Here is a 16,441-nt window from a genome sequence, read left to right on the forward strand (position 1 = left end):
GAGAAGCCTGATGCACGCTGATTTTCTGATGCTAATCGGTGCAGGCGTTACCACCGCACCAAAGCGCTGGCGGCCTATTTCCAAGATGTGGCCAATTGGCTGTGATCAAGCGGCGGTACAACCATCTGGTCATTTGTTGTTCCGAGCAGTCGGATGGTCGACTCACCGGGAATCACTTCCTTACCAAACTGCGCGACCAACGAGGCAGCAACGCTCAAGCTGTGCTCGTCGATCGTTCCCGTCAGCAGTGCCAACGGGCCGCGAAATGTCGGCTGCAAGAGGACCGCTTGGCCACTTTCCGCTGAGTCAAACAGAGTAGTCAATTCGGAGCCTTCGTCGCTGTTGCGCGCTACGACGAGATGAGCAGTTGTATTCAAGCCGAAGTGTCGCCCGACTCTCAACGACTTCAACTGCCACGCTGTTGGCTGCGGCCTTTGCTGGAGCAACTTTCGCAAGCGAGACGCGTAAGTCGGTTCTAGCAGCAGGCAGCCCGTAGAATTATCTCGGTCCGATGTCAATTGCCATTCGCTGCCGATTTGCAACTGCTCCCGTCGGCCACGACCTTGCCAGGCGTGCAGTAGCGATCGATCGACCCAGCCGTTGCGCTCGGGCAAGGTCGGCGGCAATAGTTGGGCGGAAAGTGGTCTCAGCAACAGATCGTCCACGCCGCCGTGAATGGCGATGGTTTCCAAATCTCGCGAACGCAGGCTGCTAGGCCGCTGGCCGATCACTTCGCCCGAAATGACAAACGACGCATCGAGCGTTGGCATCAGGGCCTGGACTCGCTGCAGCATGCCGATTCGACAGTCGAGACATGGCGCCATCTCTTGGGCGAAGCCAAACAGGGGCCGCTCCAGCAACTTCACGTAGTCGGTGGTCCAGTCCACTACCTGCAGGTCGATGCCCAGCCTGTTTGCGGCCGTGGTCGCCACTTCCGCCGGTGGCGTGAAAGGCGTCTGCACGTAAATGCCAATCACGTCGATCGACTGCCGCTGCATCATGCGCACGGCTATCTGCGCATCGAGACCACCGCTAAAGAGTGCCAGGCATCGCACGAGGAGGAGTTTCTGCCGCAGGCCGGTTTCAAGGGAAAAGGGAGATTGCCACCACGATAGCGGCGAAGAACGTGGGGCACTAGCCGAGCGGGCCCGGCCAACACAGCCCGAACAGCAAAAGGGGGGTGTTGATAAATGCCCGAATTTATCAACAGCAAAGCGCCATATCTCTCGGGAATGGCGAAAGCCGCTGTTGATAAACTCCCCCTATTTTTCAACAAACAGTGCGACTGAGAAGTCTGGCGGCAGACGGCGAAGCGGCGGGCAAGCCTATCGAGCGAGGAACACCATTCGTACAATGGGCTGCTCGTAAGCGGTCAATTGTGTTTGCCCAGCAAGTAAGGAATCAGCGCGTGGCGGCTACCGTTCTCGATGGCAAGGCCATCGCTTCGCAAATCGAAATCGAATTGGCCGAGGAAGTCGCTGACTTCATTCAGAACAATGGCACCGGCCCCACGCTGGCCGCCGTGTTGGTGGGTGATGATCCGGCGAGCGCTGTTTACGTGCGCAACAAGCGGCTGGCCTGCGACCGCGTAGGTATCGAGAGCAAGATGTTTCGCCTGCCGGCCGAAACGGGCGAAGAAGAACTGCTCGAACTGATCGCCAAGCTCAATGCCGACGACAACATCAATGGCATTCTCGTTCAGCTGCCATTGCCGTCGCAGATTCGCCCCGCGAAGATCCTCGACGCCGTCCACCCGTTCAAGGACGTCGATTGTTTTCACCCCGAGAACGTCGGCCTGTTGGTGCAAGGGCGACCAAGATTTCTCCCCTGCACTCCGCACGGGGTCCTACAGATTCTCGATCGCAGCGGTATCTCGGTCGCAGGTAAGCACTGCGTCGTGGTCGGCCGCAGCGATATCGTCGGCAAGCCCGTTGCCACGTTGCTCGCCGCCAAAGATTCGCCCGTTGGACCGAATTGCTGCAACGGCACCGTCACGCTCTGCCACAGTCGCACGACCGACCTGGGCGCTGTGACACGCACCGCTGATATTCTGGTCGCCGCGATCGGCATTCCCAAGTTCATCAAGGCCGACATGGTGAAGCCCGGCGCGGTTGTCATCGATGTCGGCATCAACCGTACAGAAACCGGCCTGTGCGGCGACGTCGACTATGCCGCCGTTCGTGAAGTCGCCAGCGCCATTACGCCCGTGCCGCGCGGCGTGGGGCCACTCACCGTCGTGATGCTCATGCTCAATACGCTGACCGCGGCGAGGTTGCAACTGACGTGAAGAGAGTGAATGGCACTTCACTGCTCCAACTGCCGAACACCGCGAATCGTCCCCCTGAGCAAACAACCGAACCCATGACTCTGTCGCAATCATGGGGCGACCTCCTTGTAGAAGGATGCCCCCGGCAATGAAGCCCGCGTTACCGCAGACTCACCCACTACGCGACCATCGCCTGCAAAGGTCGCCTAAAGGACTCTGCAGGTCTTATGAGCTTCCTACGCGGCAATTGGCCTAATGCGCGCCATGGTCTTTCGCAGGGGGCTCTTTCATTGCGGCTGCCGGTGTCGCCTGCTTCTTTCCCGCGAGTTTCATCACCAACCAGTAGAAGATAGGAGTGAAGAGGAGACCAAAGAACGTTACACCGAGCATGCCTGAGGCCACTGCCACGCCGAGGGGAATTCGCATTTCGGCACCGGCACCTTTTGCTATCGCCAAAGGAACCACGCCGAGAATGAATGCGAATGAGGTCATCAAAATGGGGCGAAGGCGAGTGCTGGAGGCTTCGACAATTGCATCGAGTCGATTCTTGCCGGCATCTTCCAATTGCTTGGCAAACTCCACAACGAGGATCGCGTTCTTGGCAGCGAGGCCGATCAGCACCACAAACCCAATCTGCGCGAAAATGTTGTTGTCGAGACGCATCAGCCAGAGTCCAACGAGCGCCGAGAGCAGGCACATCGGCACGATCAGCAAGATGGCGAGCGGCAAGAACCAATTCTCATATTGTGAGGCGAGGACGAGAAACACGAAGAGGACCGCGAGCGGGAAAACGAGTTTTGCGAGCAAGTCCTTTTCCGCTTCAAGCTGCTGGTAGCTGAGTTCGGTCCATTCGGTGCCCATCGTCGACGAGAGTTGATTGCGCGCGACATCGTCGAAAATGGTAATTGCCTGGCGAGAGCTGACGCCGGGCGCGACGATGCCGGTGATTTCCGCCGAGGGATACAGATTGTAGTGGTTCACCACCGCGGGGCCGGAGATATCTCTCACCTTCACCAAGGTCGCCAAGGGGACCCGCTCGCCCGCAGAATTGCGCGCTTCCAGTTGCCCAATGTCTTCCACGCGAATGCGATAGCGAGGATCGGCCTGCACGGTCACTTGCCAGTTGCGGTTCTGAAACGAGAAGTCATTCACATAGATCGAGCCCAGGTAGGCCTGAAGCGTATTGTTGATCTCTTCAATGGAAACGCCTTGAGCCTTGGCTTTCTCTCGATCGACTTCCAAGAACAGCTGAGGCTGCGAGACGCTGAAGGTGGTAAAGGCACCGACAATGCCGGGTTGCTGTTTGACGTCATCGGCCAAGGCCGCGACCGATTCTTGCAACGAACGAAGACCCGCGCCGCGGCGATCTTGCACTTGCAGCTTGATGCCGCCCGTTGTTCCCAAGCCATCTACCGGCGGTGCACCAAAGACAGCAACCGCTCCCTCCTGATAAGCGGCAAAACGCTTGCGCAGTTCGGCTGCGATTTTGAGCGCATGCAGATTCGGATCATGCTTGCGATCTTCAAAGGGCTTGAGAATCACGAACATGCCACCGACGTTGCTGATATTGGTGCTAAGCAGCAGTGAATAACCAGGCACGGCCAGTGTGTGCCGAACACCGGGAGTTTCGAGCGCGACTTTGCTCAATTCACTGACGAGCTTATCGGTTCGATGCAAGCTGGCCCCTTCGGGCAGCTGCACATTCACCACGAGGTAGCCCTTGTCTTGATCGGGGATGAAGCCCATTGGCACCACGCGAAAGCCGAGAATCGTGCAGGCCAGCAGGCCAACGTAGATCACTGCCAGCACCATGCTGAAGCGGATCATGCGCCGCACAGTGGCGCCGTAGCCGGTGGCCAGTTTGTCGAAGACCCAATTGAAGCCGCGCAGGAACTTACTGAGGACAAGATTGACCGGCGCGGCAAGAAACCAGCCCGCAATCCCGGTGACGGCGACTATAAGCGCGAACACAATCCAGGAAAGGATGTTCTGCTGCATCGTCAGTGGCTCGGCATCGTGTCCGTGACCTTCGGCGGCGAGACCAAAAGCGTGCAACACATAGGAGCCAACAAAGCTGTAAACGATCAGTCCGAAGAGGATGGCAATCCCCAAGGGGGGCAGCACTTCGCGAGGGCCGTGATGATTCGGATCGTGGGGCTTGATGAGTGTGACCGCGCGAGCTGGAGCCATCGTCATGGCATTGATCGCCGAGATGATCGTGGCAGTCGCGATGGTAAGGGCAAACTGCCGGTAGAACTCGCCGGTGATGCCCGCGAGAAACGCAGTCGGGATAAAGACCGAGCTAAGCACGAGCGTAATCGCAATCACGGGCCCAGTGATTTCGTCCATGGCTTTGATCGTTGCCTCGCGCGGCGGTAAGCCCGTGGCCATCCAGCGCTCGATGTTCTCGACCACCACAATCGCGTCGTCAACGACAATGCCAATTGCCAGGACGAGTCCAAACAGCGTGAGGTTATTCAGAGAGAAGCCCAGCAGGGCCATCACGGCGAACGTACCAATCAGCGAGACCGGCACGTCGATCATCGGCAACAGCGTGGCCCGCCAGTCTTGCAAAAAGACGAGGACAACGATGAACACCAGGACGAAGGCCTCGAACAGCGTCTTGTAAACTTCATGCACCGATTCATCGATGAAAACGGTAGTGTCGTAGGCAATTTCGTAGGCCAGTCCTTCGGGAAAGTCCTTCTTCAACTCGCGCATCCGCTGGCGAATCTCGTCGGCCACTTGCAGCGCGTTCGAACCGGGCAATTGAAACAGGGCGAGTGTGACGGAAGGGTCGCCGTCAAGGTAACTATTGACGTCGTAGTTCTTGGCACCGAGTTCGACACCTTTTTCTTGTTCCGTTCCGTCGGAACGTGGCCGGCTGTCGCGGACGACATCGTGCAAATGGACGTTCTGCCCTTTGTCACCACGTTTGACGATGATGTCGCCAAATTGCTCTTCGGAGGTCAATCGCCCCTGGGTGTTAAGGACGAGTTGAAACGGCACCTCAGCGCCGGCGGGCAGTGGTGGCTGGCCAAGGCGACCGGCGGCGACTTGCACATTTTGTTCGCGAATCGCGGCGACCACGTCGCTGGCCGTCATCTCGAGCGCGGCGAGTTTGCGCGGATCAAGCCAGACACGCATGCTGTAATCGCGAGGTCCCAGAAAAGTCACATCGCCCACGCCATTGATCCGCGCGAGGGCATCCTTGATGTTCAACGAGGCGTAGTTGCTGAGATAAAGCTGGTCGTAATAGAAACTGCCGTCGTCGCGCTTCTTCGATACGAGGTTGACGGCGAGTAGAATGCTGGGAGACTTCTTTTTGGTGGTGACGCCGGTGCGTTTCACTTCTTCGGGCAACTTGGCCTGGGCGATGGCGACCCGGTTCTGAACCAGCACTTGGGCCGTATCGAGGTTGGTCCCCAGCTTGAAGGTGACGTCGAGCAGCATCTGGCCGTCGTTAGTGCAGCGTGAGGCCATGTAGATCATGCCTTCGACGCCGTTGACCTCTTGCTCGATGGGCATCGCCACCGTGTTGGCCACTGTCTCGGCGTTTGCCCCGGGATAGTTGGCCGTGACCTGAACCGTCGGCGGGGTGACGTCTGGGTACTGCGCGATCGGCAGTCGCAAGAGGGCCACCAAGCCCACGATGACGATCACAATCGACATCACGGTGGCCAGCACCGGCCGATCGACAAAGAAGCGGGCAAACATGCAGGAGCCTTTGAAAGCGAAGCGTCAGCAGGTGCAGGATCGAGTTCGACGACGGGTGCTTAGGAACTGGCTTTGCCCGCAGGCTTGCCATCGGCAAGGTACGGATCGACGGGATAATTGATCCGCGCTCTTTGCAGACCGAGCGTGATGATCTGATCGTCTTTGGTCAGTGCTTCAGCACCACCGGTTGCCGGGCGAACGATCCGTGAGCCATCGTCGAGCAAACGACCGGGAATGATGTCACGGCGGAGGACCATGTTGTCTTTGCCGAGCACTAGCACGTAGCGGCGATCTTGGTCGGAAAGGATGGCCGTATCGGGAATGACAATCGCTTCGTAGGGCCGACCATTCGGCACACGAACCTGAATCCGCGAACCCGGCACAAACTTACCGTTGGGGTTCTTCACGGTGCCGCGAATCTCGATGCTGCCCGTGGCTGAGTCGACCTGATTATCGGCGTAGTCGAGTTCGCCCGTGTTGGGAAAGCCATCGTCCGAGTCGAGCGCAAACCGAAATGGAATATGTCGCTCGCGAAGTGAGGGCGGCGGCTTGTCTCCATCTTCTACACGCCTTTCCGCCAGATAACGCTGCAGACTTCGCTCGTTGATGGTGAAGTAGGCGTAGATGGGGTCGATACTCACGATGGTCGTCAGCACGGGGTCGGTTCCACCCGCGTTGACCAGGTTGCCCTTGGTGAGCATGGCTCGACTGATGCGACCGCTAATCGGGGCGAGAATCGACGAATACTCAAGGTCCAGCCGGGCGATATTCGCCTGCTGTTGCGTAGCAATGATGCGAGCCGCTAGTGCCGCGGTATCCGCCTCGGCTTTCTCGAGATCTTGCACGCTGACTGCGTTCTTTTTGACCAGTTCGACGTAACGAACAAGTTCCTTCTCGGCCGCTTTGTGCTGAGCCTTCAAGGCATCTGCCGAAGACTCAGTAGCTTCGATCTGCGCCTGGAATGGACGGGGGTCGAGCTCGAACAGCACCTGACCGGTCTTCACGTAGTCGCCATCCTGGAATTTGACATCCAAGATGTGTCCGCGTACTCGGGAGCGAATTTCGGTGGTCTCGGCCGCTCGCAACCAGCCGCCATAATCGTCTTCGTCTTGAATGGTACGAGACTCGGGATGTGCGACCGTCACCTTGGGCAAGGCGCCCGGGCCACCGGTGGCTACCGCCGGTTTGCAGCCGGTAATGAGCAATGGCAGGGCAGCGACCGAGATCGTGCAAACAACCGCGTATCGAAAAGCAAGCATGACAGAGCCTCGCTGACAGGACGAAGATCAAACGGAGCGTTGGCCTGTTGTCACGACAGGCCGAGGCTCAATGGTTAGTTGTAGCAGAGCGATAGAAAACGAATAGGAGCAAGCTACGGAAAGGCGACGTTTTCGATCGTCCCCTGCAGGAGACCCCCATCGGTCTTCCATAAATCTCCACCTCCGTTGCGACCGCTGCGGACACTATGAAAATCAGGAATGGTTTGTACGTTGGCCAGTCGACCCGTTTCCTCCAGACAAGAGAACAGGTGATCTCGTTCGGCATCGACATCCGAGGCGATGTGATGGGTAATCTGCCCCGTCGTATGGCTGACACCCACGCTGCGGTCATAGGTTGCCGAGCCGACCCAGAGTGGCCGCTTCTGCTCGTCGAGTTTCGCCGACTTCCAAAAGCGGACGTGATGCCGATGCTGCGGACTGTCGCCGACGGGTTGCTCAAAAGCCAGGTCTTCTTTGCGTCCGAAGAGAAACAAGTTCGAGACGGGCGCGTCGGCATAAGGGCGTTTGAGAACGGTAGCGGCCGCGATCTTCAGATCGCTCTTCAGCCCGAGCGCATCGGCGGGAAACCAGCCGGCAGCCTTCAGGATCGACTTCACTTCCTCTTCGCTGCCAATCAGTGCCACGTTGATCGGATCGCCCGGATGGTCGTCGCCCGTCTTGGTGATGCCGGGAGTCTCATCGAGCGCCGGATGATGATGGGCATACCTGACCCACAGCAGCGGTAGCAACACATACGCCAGAAGCACATAGGCGCCCACAATCGAGCAGAAGACGATGACGGGCCGGTGCCACCCGCGAAAACGAGCGTTGGCTGGCGAGGCTTCATCGTGGATAGCTTCACGATCTTCATTCATGGGATGGTCGCTTCATGCGGTCGAGAAGTACTGCACTCAAGATAACGAGTCCCAGCACAATTTGCTGCCGCTTACTCTCCAGACCGACCAGATTCATGCCATTAGCGATGACCGCCAAGATGAGCGCAGCAAGAAACATTCCCCACATTGTGCCGCGACCACCGGCGAGCGAAGTGCCGCCGACAACCTATTTGTGCCGCCGTTGGCATTGCTTGTGCCTCGCCTGCGCACCAAAGAGGTCCGAACCATTGAAGTGCCGCTGACTAAACGGAGCCAGCCCAAGCAAGACTAGGTGTGCAGCCGCGACTGAAGGACAACAAACCTCCCGCCTTCTGAGCCGAAACATCAGCGTATCTCTTGCCCTGGCGTGCGCCGGACAATTTCTTAAAAAAGTACTTGCGAATACATCACCACTGGTAGATATTGGTGAGAATGTGCGAACGATGTAGTGCGCAATTGGATGGTAATGGAGTTGTAACGAGTGGTTGAGAAGGTAGGTGTTCTTGGTTAACCGAGTCGCTGGCGGATGTTGAATGAAAGTTGGGGCGCTAGTGGCGCGGCAGTTCAGCCCCTCACCCCGACCCTCTCCCCGGAGTACCGAGGAGAGGGAGTAGGGAAGGCGGGGAATGGCCGCAAGCGGCTCGGTTAACCAGGGATAAGCGAATGCGCGTGCAGGCATTTGTCTTCCACACTCTCTCTCATTGCCACTCTCCCCATCTTCACGCTCCGGAGTTCGAAACATGAGCAAGAAAAAGAAAACACAAAGCATCTTCCGCGCGCCGAAGCCGAGGGATCTGGAGATCTACGAGCGATGCTCGACGCATGGGGTCTCGCAGCGGATGGTGGCGGCGGAGTTTGGCATCTCGCAGCCTGCGGTGAGCAAGATTTTTCACAAGCTGCAGCGCTGGGAAGGTGAGCCGGAACTGACGACAAATCGCGAGACGGAGCACAAGAGCGAGCAGGGGCGGATTCAGCGCTTGCACATGCTGACGCGGCAGCACAAGCGGCGGCTGGACATGGGTTACTCGCAGATGTGCGAAAAGTGGCGGGCGTCGCAAGAGCCGCAATTCAATGCGAAAAAACGCAAGTTCAAGGGCGAATTGATGGTAGAAACGTCGTCGAAGACTCGCGATGGCAATCCGCGCTTTCTCAACGATGCAATTCGCATGAGCGAAAAGATGCTGAAGTTTGAAGGGATCAAACTCGATGGGACCGTCGACTTCGAGACGAAGAATCGGCTGCCCGAAGAGCCTGAGATGACCTACGACGAGCGGATGGCCGAGCAGCGGAAGTGGATCGATGCGGCGCTGCCGGAGGTGGAGAAGTGGGAGGCGAAGGAAAGGGAGAAGGAAAGGCAGAAGGAAGAACGCAGAATGCAGAATGAGGCAGGAATGCGCGTCGACGCAGTTGCTGCTGCTGCATTGGCTCCCTCACCTTGGTACTCAGGGGAGAGAGTCGAAGTGAGGGGCGACCGCTGGGAAAGTGGTCTGGGTTCAGAGGAGAGCTTGCGAGCGGGTAGCGTGATGTTGCCGGGCGGTAGTGCAAAAGCCGTTGAACCCCCGGGGCAGGCCCGGGGGCGGAAGGAAGAAACGCGAGGGCAGGAAGATGGCTTCAGCACGTCCGAAAGTGGTTATCAAACGGTTATCACCGAAGGCGGAATAATGCCGGAAATAACGGCTATGAAATCGTTCGAAGTCGTTGATACAGTAGAGGATATCGACGACGTGGTTATCGCTGAAATTATCGACGAAAAAGTTATCAAAACGGAGGCAAAGATCGAGCGAGTTGGCAACGCGATGTTGCCGGTCGGTAGTGCAAAAGCCGTTGAACCCCCGGGGCAGGCCCGGGGGCGGAAGGGAGAAGGTCGAGAGCAGCCTCAACTAGACTCCAAAATCTCGCCCTCTCCCGCTCTTCCACACTCCCACTCTTCTTCCTGCCCTACGATCGAGTTCCTGCGGTCGACGGCGCCAGCGTTTACGACGGAGCGGCATCCATCGGCACCGGAGAAGTTTACGCCGAAGCCGGGCTCGGCGTTCAGCGTGGATGCCCGGGGCAGGTTAGTGCAAGAGGCAGAGGGTTTTCGCCGGCTGGTGCCGACGAATTGGATCGAGCCGCCGCCGAGTAAGTTTCCTGTGCAGACCGTGGAAGAGAGCTTTTGAGGAAGTTCGGAGTGGGGAGTGCGGAATGCGGAGTGGAAGGCAGGGAGAGTTCGCGAGCGGGCGGAGCGATGTTGCCACGCGGTAGTGCAAAAGCCAATAAACCCCGGGGCAGGCCCGGGGGCGGAAGGGAGAAGGGGCGGGGAGAGTTTGCGAGCGGGTCGGGCGATGTTGCCGGGCGTAGTGCAAAAGCCAATAAACCCCCGCCGCAGGGGCGGGGGCGGAAGGGAGGAAGGGCCCCGGGGGCGGGAAGTAGGAAAGACGCTGCGCTGACCTCCGACCTCCGATTTCCGACTCCCGATTTCCGACCTCCGACTCCCGATTTCCGACCTCCGGCTCCCGAATCCTGGCCCCTAGTACAGCAGAACCTTGAGGGCGCGGACGAGTTCGTCGATTTGGTCGCGGTGGTTGTAGAGATGGCAGGAGACGCGGACGTAGCGATTGCCGTTCCATTCGACGATGGGGACTTCGATGTGGAACTGCTGAAAGAGTTGTTCCATCAGGGGCTGACGAGTGCCGGGAGTAATCGGAACGTGAGCCATCGAGCAGTACCAGGCGGGGTCGTCGGGAATGATCGGCTGCTGGCCGGTGAGGGCGACGAGTTGCTCGCGGGCGTAGCGAGCAAGGGTGTGGGCATGATCGCGAAAGGTTGTCAGGCCAATCTGCTCGATGAATTCGATGGCCGTGGGAATGGTCAGGTATTCCGAGTAGTCGCGCGTGCCGCTCCAGACGAATTCGTCCGACCAGCGATCCGGAGGAGTAGGCGGCAAGCGTCCCCAGCTGAGAACGGGCGGGCGAATGTTCTGTTGCTGATGAGGCGCGACGTACAACAGGCCGCTGCCGAAGGGAGCACACAGCCACTTGTGACAACTGGCAGTGTAAAAGTCGCAGCCCAGGGCATCGAGGGCGACGTCTTCCTGCACCAGCGCGTGGGGACCATCGATGCAAACAGCAATGCCCCGCTCGCGAGCAGCTGCGCACAGTTGCTTCACGGGCAACGTGACAGCGGTTGCGGAAGTAATGTGGCTGATGACGATCAGCTTGGTCTTGGACGAAGTGGCCGCGAGAATCGTGTCGACTGTTTCTTCAGCAGAGGTGAAGGGAAGGGGCAAGGCGACGATGCTCATGGTTGCCGAGGCTTTGGTGCAGGCTCGTTGCCAGATTCGCTCGACCGCACCGTACTCGTGATTGGTCAGCAGCACTTCGTCGCCGGCTTGCAGCGGAAACGAATCGGCAACCACGTTCATGCCAGCGGTGGCATTCTCAACAAAGATCAGGTTGTTGCCCGTGGTGCCGACAAACTGGGCCAGGCGATCGCGCGCGGCGAACCAGGCGGGTTCCAATTGCCGGACAAAGAAATCCATCGGCTGTTCATCGAGCTGGCGTTGCCACTCTTGTCGCGCTTGCTGCACGACGAGGGGCGGCGGGCCGAACGAGCCATGATTCAGGTAGGTGGTGTCGCTGCGCAATCGCCAAAGATGTTGCCAATTCGTCGGCTGACGGGTCATCGTGCTGCTCTGTCTTCGCGCACTAGCGCGGCAAGTTTCCGGGAGCAGCAGCCTGGCGGATGGGTTCGCGATAAGGCTTGCCGCTCGCATACAAACGCAGCCGCGATTGTAACGAAGGGAGCGCCTCTTGCGGGGCGACCTCAATGGCCTTTTGCACGTTCGCTTGAGCCGCCTCGAACTGCCCGAGATTGGCTTGCGCCGCTGCCACCACATCGAGCGTGCGGTAATCGCGATCGCCATCGAGGGCGATCGCCTTCTCGGCCGCTTCGAGAGCCAGTTGAGCATTGCGGAACTTCAACTCGGGGCAGGTTGCCATTAGCCAGGCGACGCCGCGGAACGCGCGACCCAAGGTGTTATCGGCTTTGGCGGCATTGCGATAGTCTTCGGCGGCTGCTTGCCATTGGCCGAGCAGCATTTCGATTTCAGCCCGTTCGCAATAAGCGGGAGCATAGTTGGGCTGGTACTGCAGCGCCGTCGAGATGTCGCGCATGGCTTCGTTTAACTTGCCGAGTTGCCGGCGAGCCGCCGCGCGGCCGATGAGGGAACCATGATCGTCTGGCTTCAACTTAAGAGCGCTGGTGAAATCTTCGACGGCATCGCCGTGCTGCCCCAGCTGCGCGTGGATCTCGCCGCGGTTGTACCAACCATTGATGTGACCGGGATTGATTCGCAGGGCTTCGTTAAAGTCGGCGAGGGCTGCTTCGGCTTTGCCATGCAGCCCCAGGCTGACGCCGCGATTGTGATAGGCCTTCCACTTGGTTTTGTCGTGGGCAATCGCCTGATGAAAATCGTCGAGAGCCAGCGCGTCGAGTTCGTTTGCTTCGCGCTCGGCACCTTTCTCGGCCAGTTTGTTCGCTTGCTCGACGAAGGCTTCGCCGCGGCGGTTGTAGCTCCAACCGGCCAGGCCGTGCGCGTATTTGATCGTCTCGACTTTATTCGTTTCGGCCAGGACGCGTTCGCAGGTCTCGATGATGCTGCTGTATTCGTCGACGGTCTTGGCCGTTTTCGAGAGCGCGTAGGCATCGGCCATTTGCAGGGCGATGGTGCGGGCCGTCGGCGCGGTTGCTTCGGGCCGCTCAGCCATGGGATCGGCAGCGGCGGGCGCAGCAGGCGTTGGCGCGTTGCGGGGAGTAATCGGGCGCAGCGCGTTTGCTTGGGCAAAGACCGAGGAAGTTGCGAGCGCGCCGAAGTAGATAGTCCCTGTGAATGCGCACACAAGCGTGCGCGTTCGCAGGTTGCGAAGTTGTCGATCAAGTTGAGTGAAGCTGCTTACGCAAAACATCACAGATCCCTCCGTGGACGAATAGCGCGTTCGATGCGACGTCTATTGGCAGGCCCCCGTCCTGTGGGTGCCAGCGCGGGATTGTCGGTGCCAGCGGGGAAAGCCGCAAACCCAATCTGGGCGAAAAATGGCTCTTGCCCAGATTTTTTCGATAATTCTCGTCAGCTAGCAGGCGAATTAGGCTTGCGGCTCGGTCATGCTCATCGGGTCGAGAGCTTCTTTGAGCGTATGTTCGGGCAGAATGCCTTCTTCCCGGCACAGTTCGCGAATTGTCTTGCCCGACTTGAAGGCCTGCTTGGCGAGCGACGCGGCTTTCTCGTAGCCGATGTGCGGATTCAAGCTCGTGACCATCGAGAGGCTCTTTTCGACGGATGCTTCGCAAGCTTCTGGATTGGCTTCCATTTCGATGGCACAGAAATCGACGAAGGCGCGCGTGGCACCGGCGAGCAAGTGAATGCTTTCGAGCGTGGCGTGTCCCATGACCGGCATCATGATATTCAGCTGGAACTGGCCGCCTGTGGCACCGCTGAAGGCGACGGTTTGGTCGTTGCCCATGACGCGGGCGGCGACTTGCATCATGCTTTCGCACATCACCGGGTTGACCTTGCCCGGCATGATGGAGCTGCCAGGTTGACGATCGGGGAGTTTGATTTCGTAGAAGCCGCAGCGAGGACCGGAGCCCAGCCAGCGAATGTTATTGCTGACATTGAAGAGCGTGTTGGCGATGGTACGCAGCTGGCCGTGGCATTCGACCAAGCCATCGCGCTGGGCGTTCCCTTCGAAGTGATCGACGGCTTCGATGAACTCGATGCCCGTTTCGCTGGCGAGCGCAGCGGCCACGCGGCGACCAAACTCGGGGTGCGTGTTGATGCCGGTGCCGACTGCGGTGCCACCAGCGGGCAACTCCAGCACGGCGTCGCTGGCGCGTTTGGCTCGGTCGATCGAAAGCTCAATCTGCCGAGCAAAACCGCCGATTTCCTGCCCCAGGCGAAGTGGCGTGGCATCGGCCAGGTGCGTGCGACCGATCTTGATGATCTGGTCCCACTCGCCGGCCTTTTGCTTCAGCACGTCGTACAGTTTTTGCAGAGCGGGAATCAAGTCGTCGCGAATGCGCATCGCCACGGCCACGTGAATGGCGGTGGGGAAGATGTCGTTCGTGCTTTGGCCCATGTTGACGTGATCGTTGGGATGGACGGGCTTCTCTTTTTGGAAGCGGTCGCCGCCGAGGATCTCGATCGCGCGGTTGGCGATCACTTCGTTGGTGTTCATGTTGCTCGAAGTACCCGAGCCGGTTTGGAACACGTCGACGGGAAATTCCTGGTCGAACTTGCCGGCAGCGACTTCCTTGCAGGCATCGAGCAGAGCCGTGACTTGTTGGTCGTTGAGCCGGTTCTTGCCCGATTGCGTCAGCTTACCCAGATCGCGATTGGCGACGGCACAGGCGAACTTGACCAGACCGAGCGCGTGGACCAACGCGGGTGGCAATGGCCAGCCGGAGACAGGGAAATTCTCGACGGCCCGCTGTGTCTGGGCGCTGTAATAGGCCTGCGCGGGAACCTGGACCTCGCCCATCGAATCGCGTTCAACACGGAACTGAGTCATTGCAAAAAGACCTGCACGAAAGCTGCGGAAAGGGTGAAAGAGGGAACGATAATCGTAGCGGGGAACGATTCTGGCTGCCACGGCGGCAGCGGCTTTCCGGCACGTTCGCTACGACCGGACCGGGCTGGAAGGCGAAAAAACGAGTCGGCCAAAAATGGTCCGTAGTTCACTTGTCGAAACCTGAACTTCAAGCTAATTTAATGAGTCTCTGATCCCCTCTAGCTCAGTTGGTAGAGCAGGCGGCTGTTAACCGCCGGGTCGCAGGTTCGAGTCCTGCGGGGGGAGCTTTTCTTTTTTACCCGGAAACGGGATACCCTGCGGTTAACGCAGTTTGCCGGCCAGAGAGTCCCTCTGGCCGCTTGCGTTTACTAGAGAAACCGCAACGGGTTACGACGACGGCACGACTCTCTGACAGTCGTAGAATTGGTCCTCCAATTCTACTTCGACCACTATCCCGCCGCTACCTTTCCGAGAACTCTCTGCGCTCTCTTCCCGCGGGGTCAAACGGGTTAACAACCTGATTGCGTTCGCACCCCGACCGCAACCGGTCGCGAACGCTCGCTTTCGGCCTTCGGGTAACTTTGACCGGAGCGGCTGCCGCGGCTAGGATCGTCCATGTTGTACTGAAGGAGTAATGTAGAAAAAGGGCGTGAAGTGGCGACAATCATAGCGGAATTGGACATGCCAAACGTCCGCGAACACTACCTTACTCGGGAGCGTACGCATGCCACTCTCTGGCAGTTGTTCGAAACCGGCCGTATCGAGGAGTACGTCAACCTTGCCTTGGGGATCACTGACCCTGCGGGCAACTATAGTGCGGCAGAACATGGGCTTGGGCCCCGCATCCTGAACGAGAACACGCATCAGGAAGTTTTCGACCTAGCGACGGATATTCAGGCGTGCCCTAGCACCCACCATCTGCCAGACCTGATAAACCGACACCGACTTCCGTACCTCAAAATCAGCGTCGGTTCCGAAATTGCGATGATGCTAAGGCCAAATGTCCACTGGGTCGGCAATGTCCGCACGATTTGGTCACATCTGCTCATCAAACACGGTGGCAAACGAAGCAAGGCCAACCAGGAGTTTAAGCTTTACAAGGACGGTGAAAGGAACTCGGAGATGGAATATCAGATTTGGCGCGACATCTACCTCGCGATTGAGCCGAACATCCTAATGGTTGGTCGCTTGGCCTCCGAGGCTGCGGCCGTTCAAGATATCGAACCGGGGACACTTCGGTTTATGTGGCCGGACGCCGTGGCTAGTTTCTTGTACGACAAGTTCGCCAATTCTCGGTGAAAAACTTGACGCTAGTTTATTTGGGAACGGTGGCGCGATGTCGAAAGCTGAGGAGAGCCTTCCCGCGTGGACGGAATCTGCGACGGTCGCACTACATGGAAAAAGTGGGTTGAGGGTAAAGTAAACAGTTGTCTCTGAAGAGCTAGCAAGTGGGCTCAGCAGCGTGGAGCGTCGCCGGCTGACTTACCGACTCCGGCACAGTGGCGGTCGGCCATCTCGGCTTCAATTGAGCGTTGCGGCGGCGTTGCTCACTACTCACGACTCGAATTATCGCTTGCACCGCCACGCAAATGCACAGACTGGAACTGGCCATCAATTGAGCACTTGGAGGGGCCGGGAATCGCAGCCGTCGCACTGGAAACTCGTTTGGTCAATGACATGAAAACTATCATGTCTGAAGCGGAGTTCAAGGAAATGATTGGTCATCTGTCCGCCTCGTTATGAGTTGCGGCTACCAGCCTTCCGGTAGGTTGGAAT

At 58.6% G+C, this 16,441-nt stretch carries 11 protein-coding genes and 1 tRNA gene; 5 read left to right on the plus strand and 7 right to left on the minus strand.

The features are described 5' to 3' along the window. Positions 1 to 74 precede the first annotated feature (74 nt). A complete protein-coding gene (locus tag NA78x_RS13525) occupies positions 75 to 1,055 on the minus strand; it encodes a hypothetical protein (protein WP_425618980.1) in 981 nt (326 codons plus the stop codon). A 353-nt stretch (positions 1,056 to 1,408) separates the two neighbouring features. Here NA78x_RS13525 and folD point away from each other — a divergent pair, with 353 nt between their 5' ends. Further along, positions 1,409 to 2,287 (plus strand): bifunctional methylenetetrahydrofolate dehydrogenase/methenyltetrahydrofolate cyclohydrolase FolD, encoded by an 879-nt coding sequence (gene folD, locus NA78x_RS13530; RefSeq protein WP_425618981.1) that lies wholly within the window; start codon positions 1,409 to 1,411, stop codon positions 2,285 to 2,287. 231 nt (positions 2,288 to 2,518) lie between these two features. On the opposite strand, the gene NA78x_RS13535 is transcribed toward folD, so the two are convergent. The 3 genes from NA78x_RS13535 to NA78x_RS13545 all read right to left on the minus strand — a co-directional run bounded on the left by NA78x_RS13535 (position 2,519) and on the right by NA78x_RS13545 (position 8,117). After that, the gene (locus NA78x_RS13535) at positions 2,519 to 5,983 is read right to left on the minus strand and encodes an efflux RND transporter permease subunit (protein WP_425618982.1); all 3,465 of its coding nucleotides are present in this window, start codon (positions 5,981 to 5,983) and stop codon (positions 2,519 to 2,521) included. 59 nt (positions 5,984 to 6,042) lie between these two features. After that, positions 6,043 to 7,242 (minus strand): efflux RND transporter periplasmic adaptor subunit, encoded by a 1,200-nt coding sequence (locus NA78x_RS13540; protein WP_425618983.1) that lies wholly within the window; start codon positions 7,240 to 7,242, stop codon positions 6,043 to 6,045. 113 nt (positions 7,243 to 7,355) lie between these two features. Further along, positions 7,356 to 8,117 carry an LssY C-terminal domain-containing protein gene (locus NA78x_RS13545; protein WP_425618984.1) on the minus strand — a complete coding sequence of 254 codons (762 nt, stop codon included), beginning with the start codon at positions 8,115 to 8,117 and terminating at the stop codon, positions 7,356 to 7,358. On the opposite strand from NA78x_RS13545, the gene NA78x_RS13550 reads away from it, so the two are divergent. Next, positions 8,116 to 8,409 carry a hypothetical protein gene (locus NA78x_RS13550; RefSeq protein ID WP_425618985.1) on the plus strand — a complete coding sequence of 98 codons (294 nt, stop codon included), beginning with the start codon at positions 8,116 to 8,118 and terminating at the stop codon, positions 8,407 to 8,409. The genes NA78x_RS13545 and NA78x_RS13550 overlap by 2 nt on opposite strands. A 448-nt stretch (positions 8,410 to 8,857) precedes the next feature. Beyond that, entirely contained in the window at positions 8,858 to 10,276 is a 1,419-nt protein-coding gene (locus tag NA78x_RS13555; RefSeq protein WP_425618986.1) for a hypothetical protein, read from the plus strand. Between the two features lie 350 nt (positions 10,277 to 10,626). On the opposite strand, the gene NA78x_RS13560 is transcribed toward NA78x_RS13555, so the two are convergent. The 3 genes from NA78x_RS13560 to NA78x_RS13570 all read right to left on the minus strand — a co-directional run bounded on the left by NA78x_RS13560 (position 10,627) and on the right by NA78x_RS13570 (position 14,665). Then, positions 10,627 to 11,781, minus strand: coding sequence for an aminotransferase class V-fold PLP-dependent enzyme (locus NA78x_RS13560; protein WP_425618987.1), 1,155 nt, complete (start codon positions 11,779 to 11,781; stop codon positions 10,627 to 10,629). A gap of 22 nt (positions 11,782 to 11,803) precedes the next feature. Further along, positions 11,804 to 13,063, minus strand: coding sequence for a tetratricopeptide repeat protein (locus NA78x_RS13565; RefSeq protein WP_425618988.1), 1,260 nt, complete (start codon positions 13,061 to 13,063; stop codon positions 11,804 to 11,806). A gap of 177 nt (positions 13,064 to 13,240) precedes the next feature. Continuing rightward, positions 13,241 to 14,665, minus strand: coding sequence for a class II fumarate hydratase (locus NA78x_RS13570; RefSeq protein WP_425618989.1), 1,425 nt, complete (start codon positions 14,663 to 14,665; stop codon positions 13,241 to 13,243). A 212-nt stretch (positions 14,666 to 14,877) separates the two neighbouring features. Here NA78x_RS13570 and NA78x_RS13575 point away from each other — a divergent pair. Both NA78x_RS13575 and NA78x_RS13580 read left to right on the plus strand, forming a co-directional pair. Further along, positions 14,878 to 14,950 (plus strand) — tRNA-Asn (locus tag NA78x_RS13575). Between the two features lie 396 nt (positions 14,951 to 15,346). After that, entirely contained in the window at positions 15,347 to 15,964 is a 618-nt protein-coding gene (locus tag NA78x_RS13580) for a hypothetical protein (RefSeq protein WP_425618990.1), read from the plus strand. Positions 15,965 to 16,441: the final 477 nt, after the last annotated feature.

This window comes from Anatilimnocola aquadivae (assembly GCF_049819085.1).
GTDB lineage: Bacteria > Planctomycetota > Planctomycetia > Pirellulales > Pirellulaceae > Anatilimnocola.

Bases quoted from the DNA above. Each gene is read 5' to 3' on its own strand.
- NA78x_RS13535 (WP_425618982.1), bottom strand. From the start codon at position 5,983: ATGTTTGCCCGCTTCTTTGTCGATCGGCCGGTGCTGGCCACCGTGATG.
- NA78x_RS13540 (WP_425618983.1), bottom strand. From the start codon at position 7,242: ATGCTTGCTTTTCGATACGCGGTTGTTTGCACGATCTCGGTCGCTGCC.
- NA78x_RS13550 (WP_425618985.1), top strand. From the start codon at position 8,116: ATGGGATGGTCGCTTCATGCGGTCGAGAAGTACTGCACTCAAGATAAC.
- NA78x_RS13545 (WP_425618984.1), bottom strand. From the start codon at position 8,117: ATGAATGAAGATCGTGAAGCTATCCACGATGAAGCCTCGCCAGCCAAC.
- NA78x_RS13555 (WP_425618986.1), top strand. From the start codon at position 8,858: ATGAGCAAGAAAAAGAAAACACAAAGCATCTTCCGCGCGCCGAAGCCG.
- NA78x_RS13560 (WP_425618987.1), bottom strand. From the start codon at position 11,781: ATGACCCGTCAGCCGACGAATTGGCAACATCTTTGGCGATTGCGCAGC.
- NA78x_RS13565 (WP_425618988.1), bottom strand. From the start codon at position 13,063: ATGTTTTGCGTAAGCAGCTTCACTCAACTTGATCGACAACTTCGCAAC.
- NA78x_RS13570 (WP_425618989.1), bottom strand. From the start codon at position 14,665: ATGACTCAGTTCCGTGTTGAACGCGATTCGATGGGCGAGGTCCAGGTT.
- NA78x_RS13580 (WP_425618990.1), top strand. From the start codon at position 15,347: ATGCCAAACGTCCGCGAACACTACCTTACTCGGGAGCGTACGCATGCC.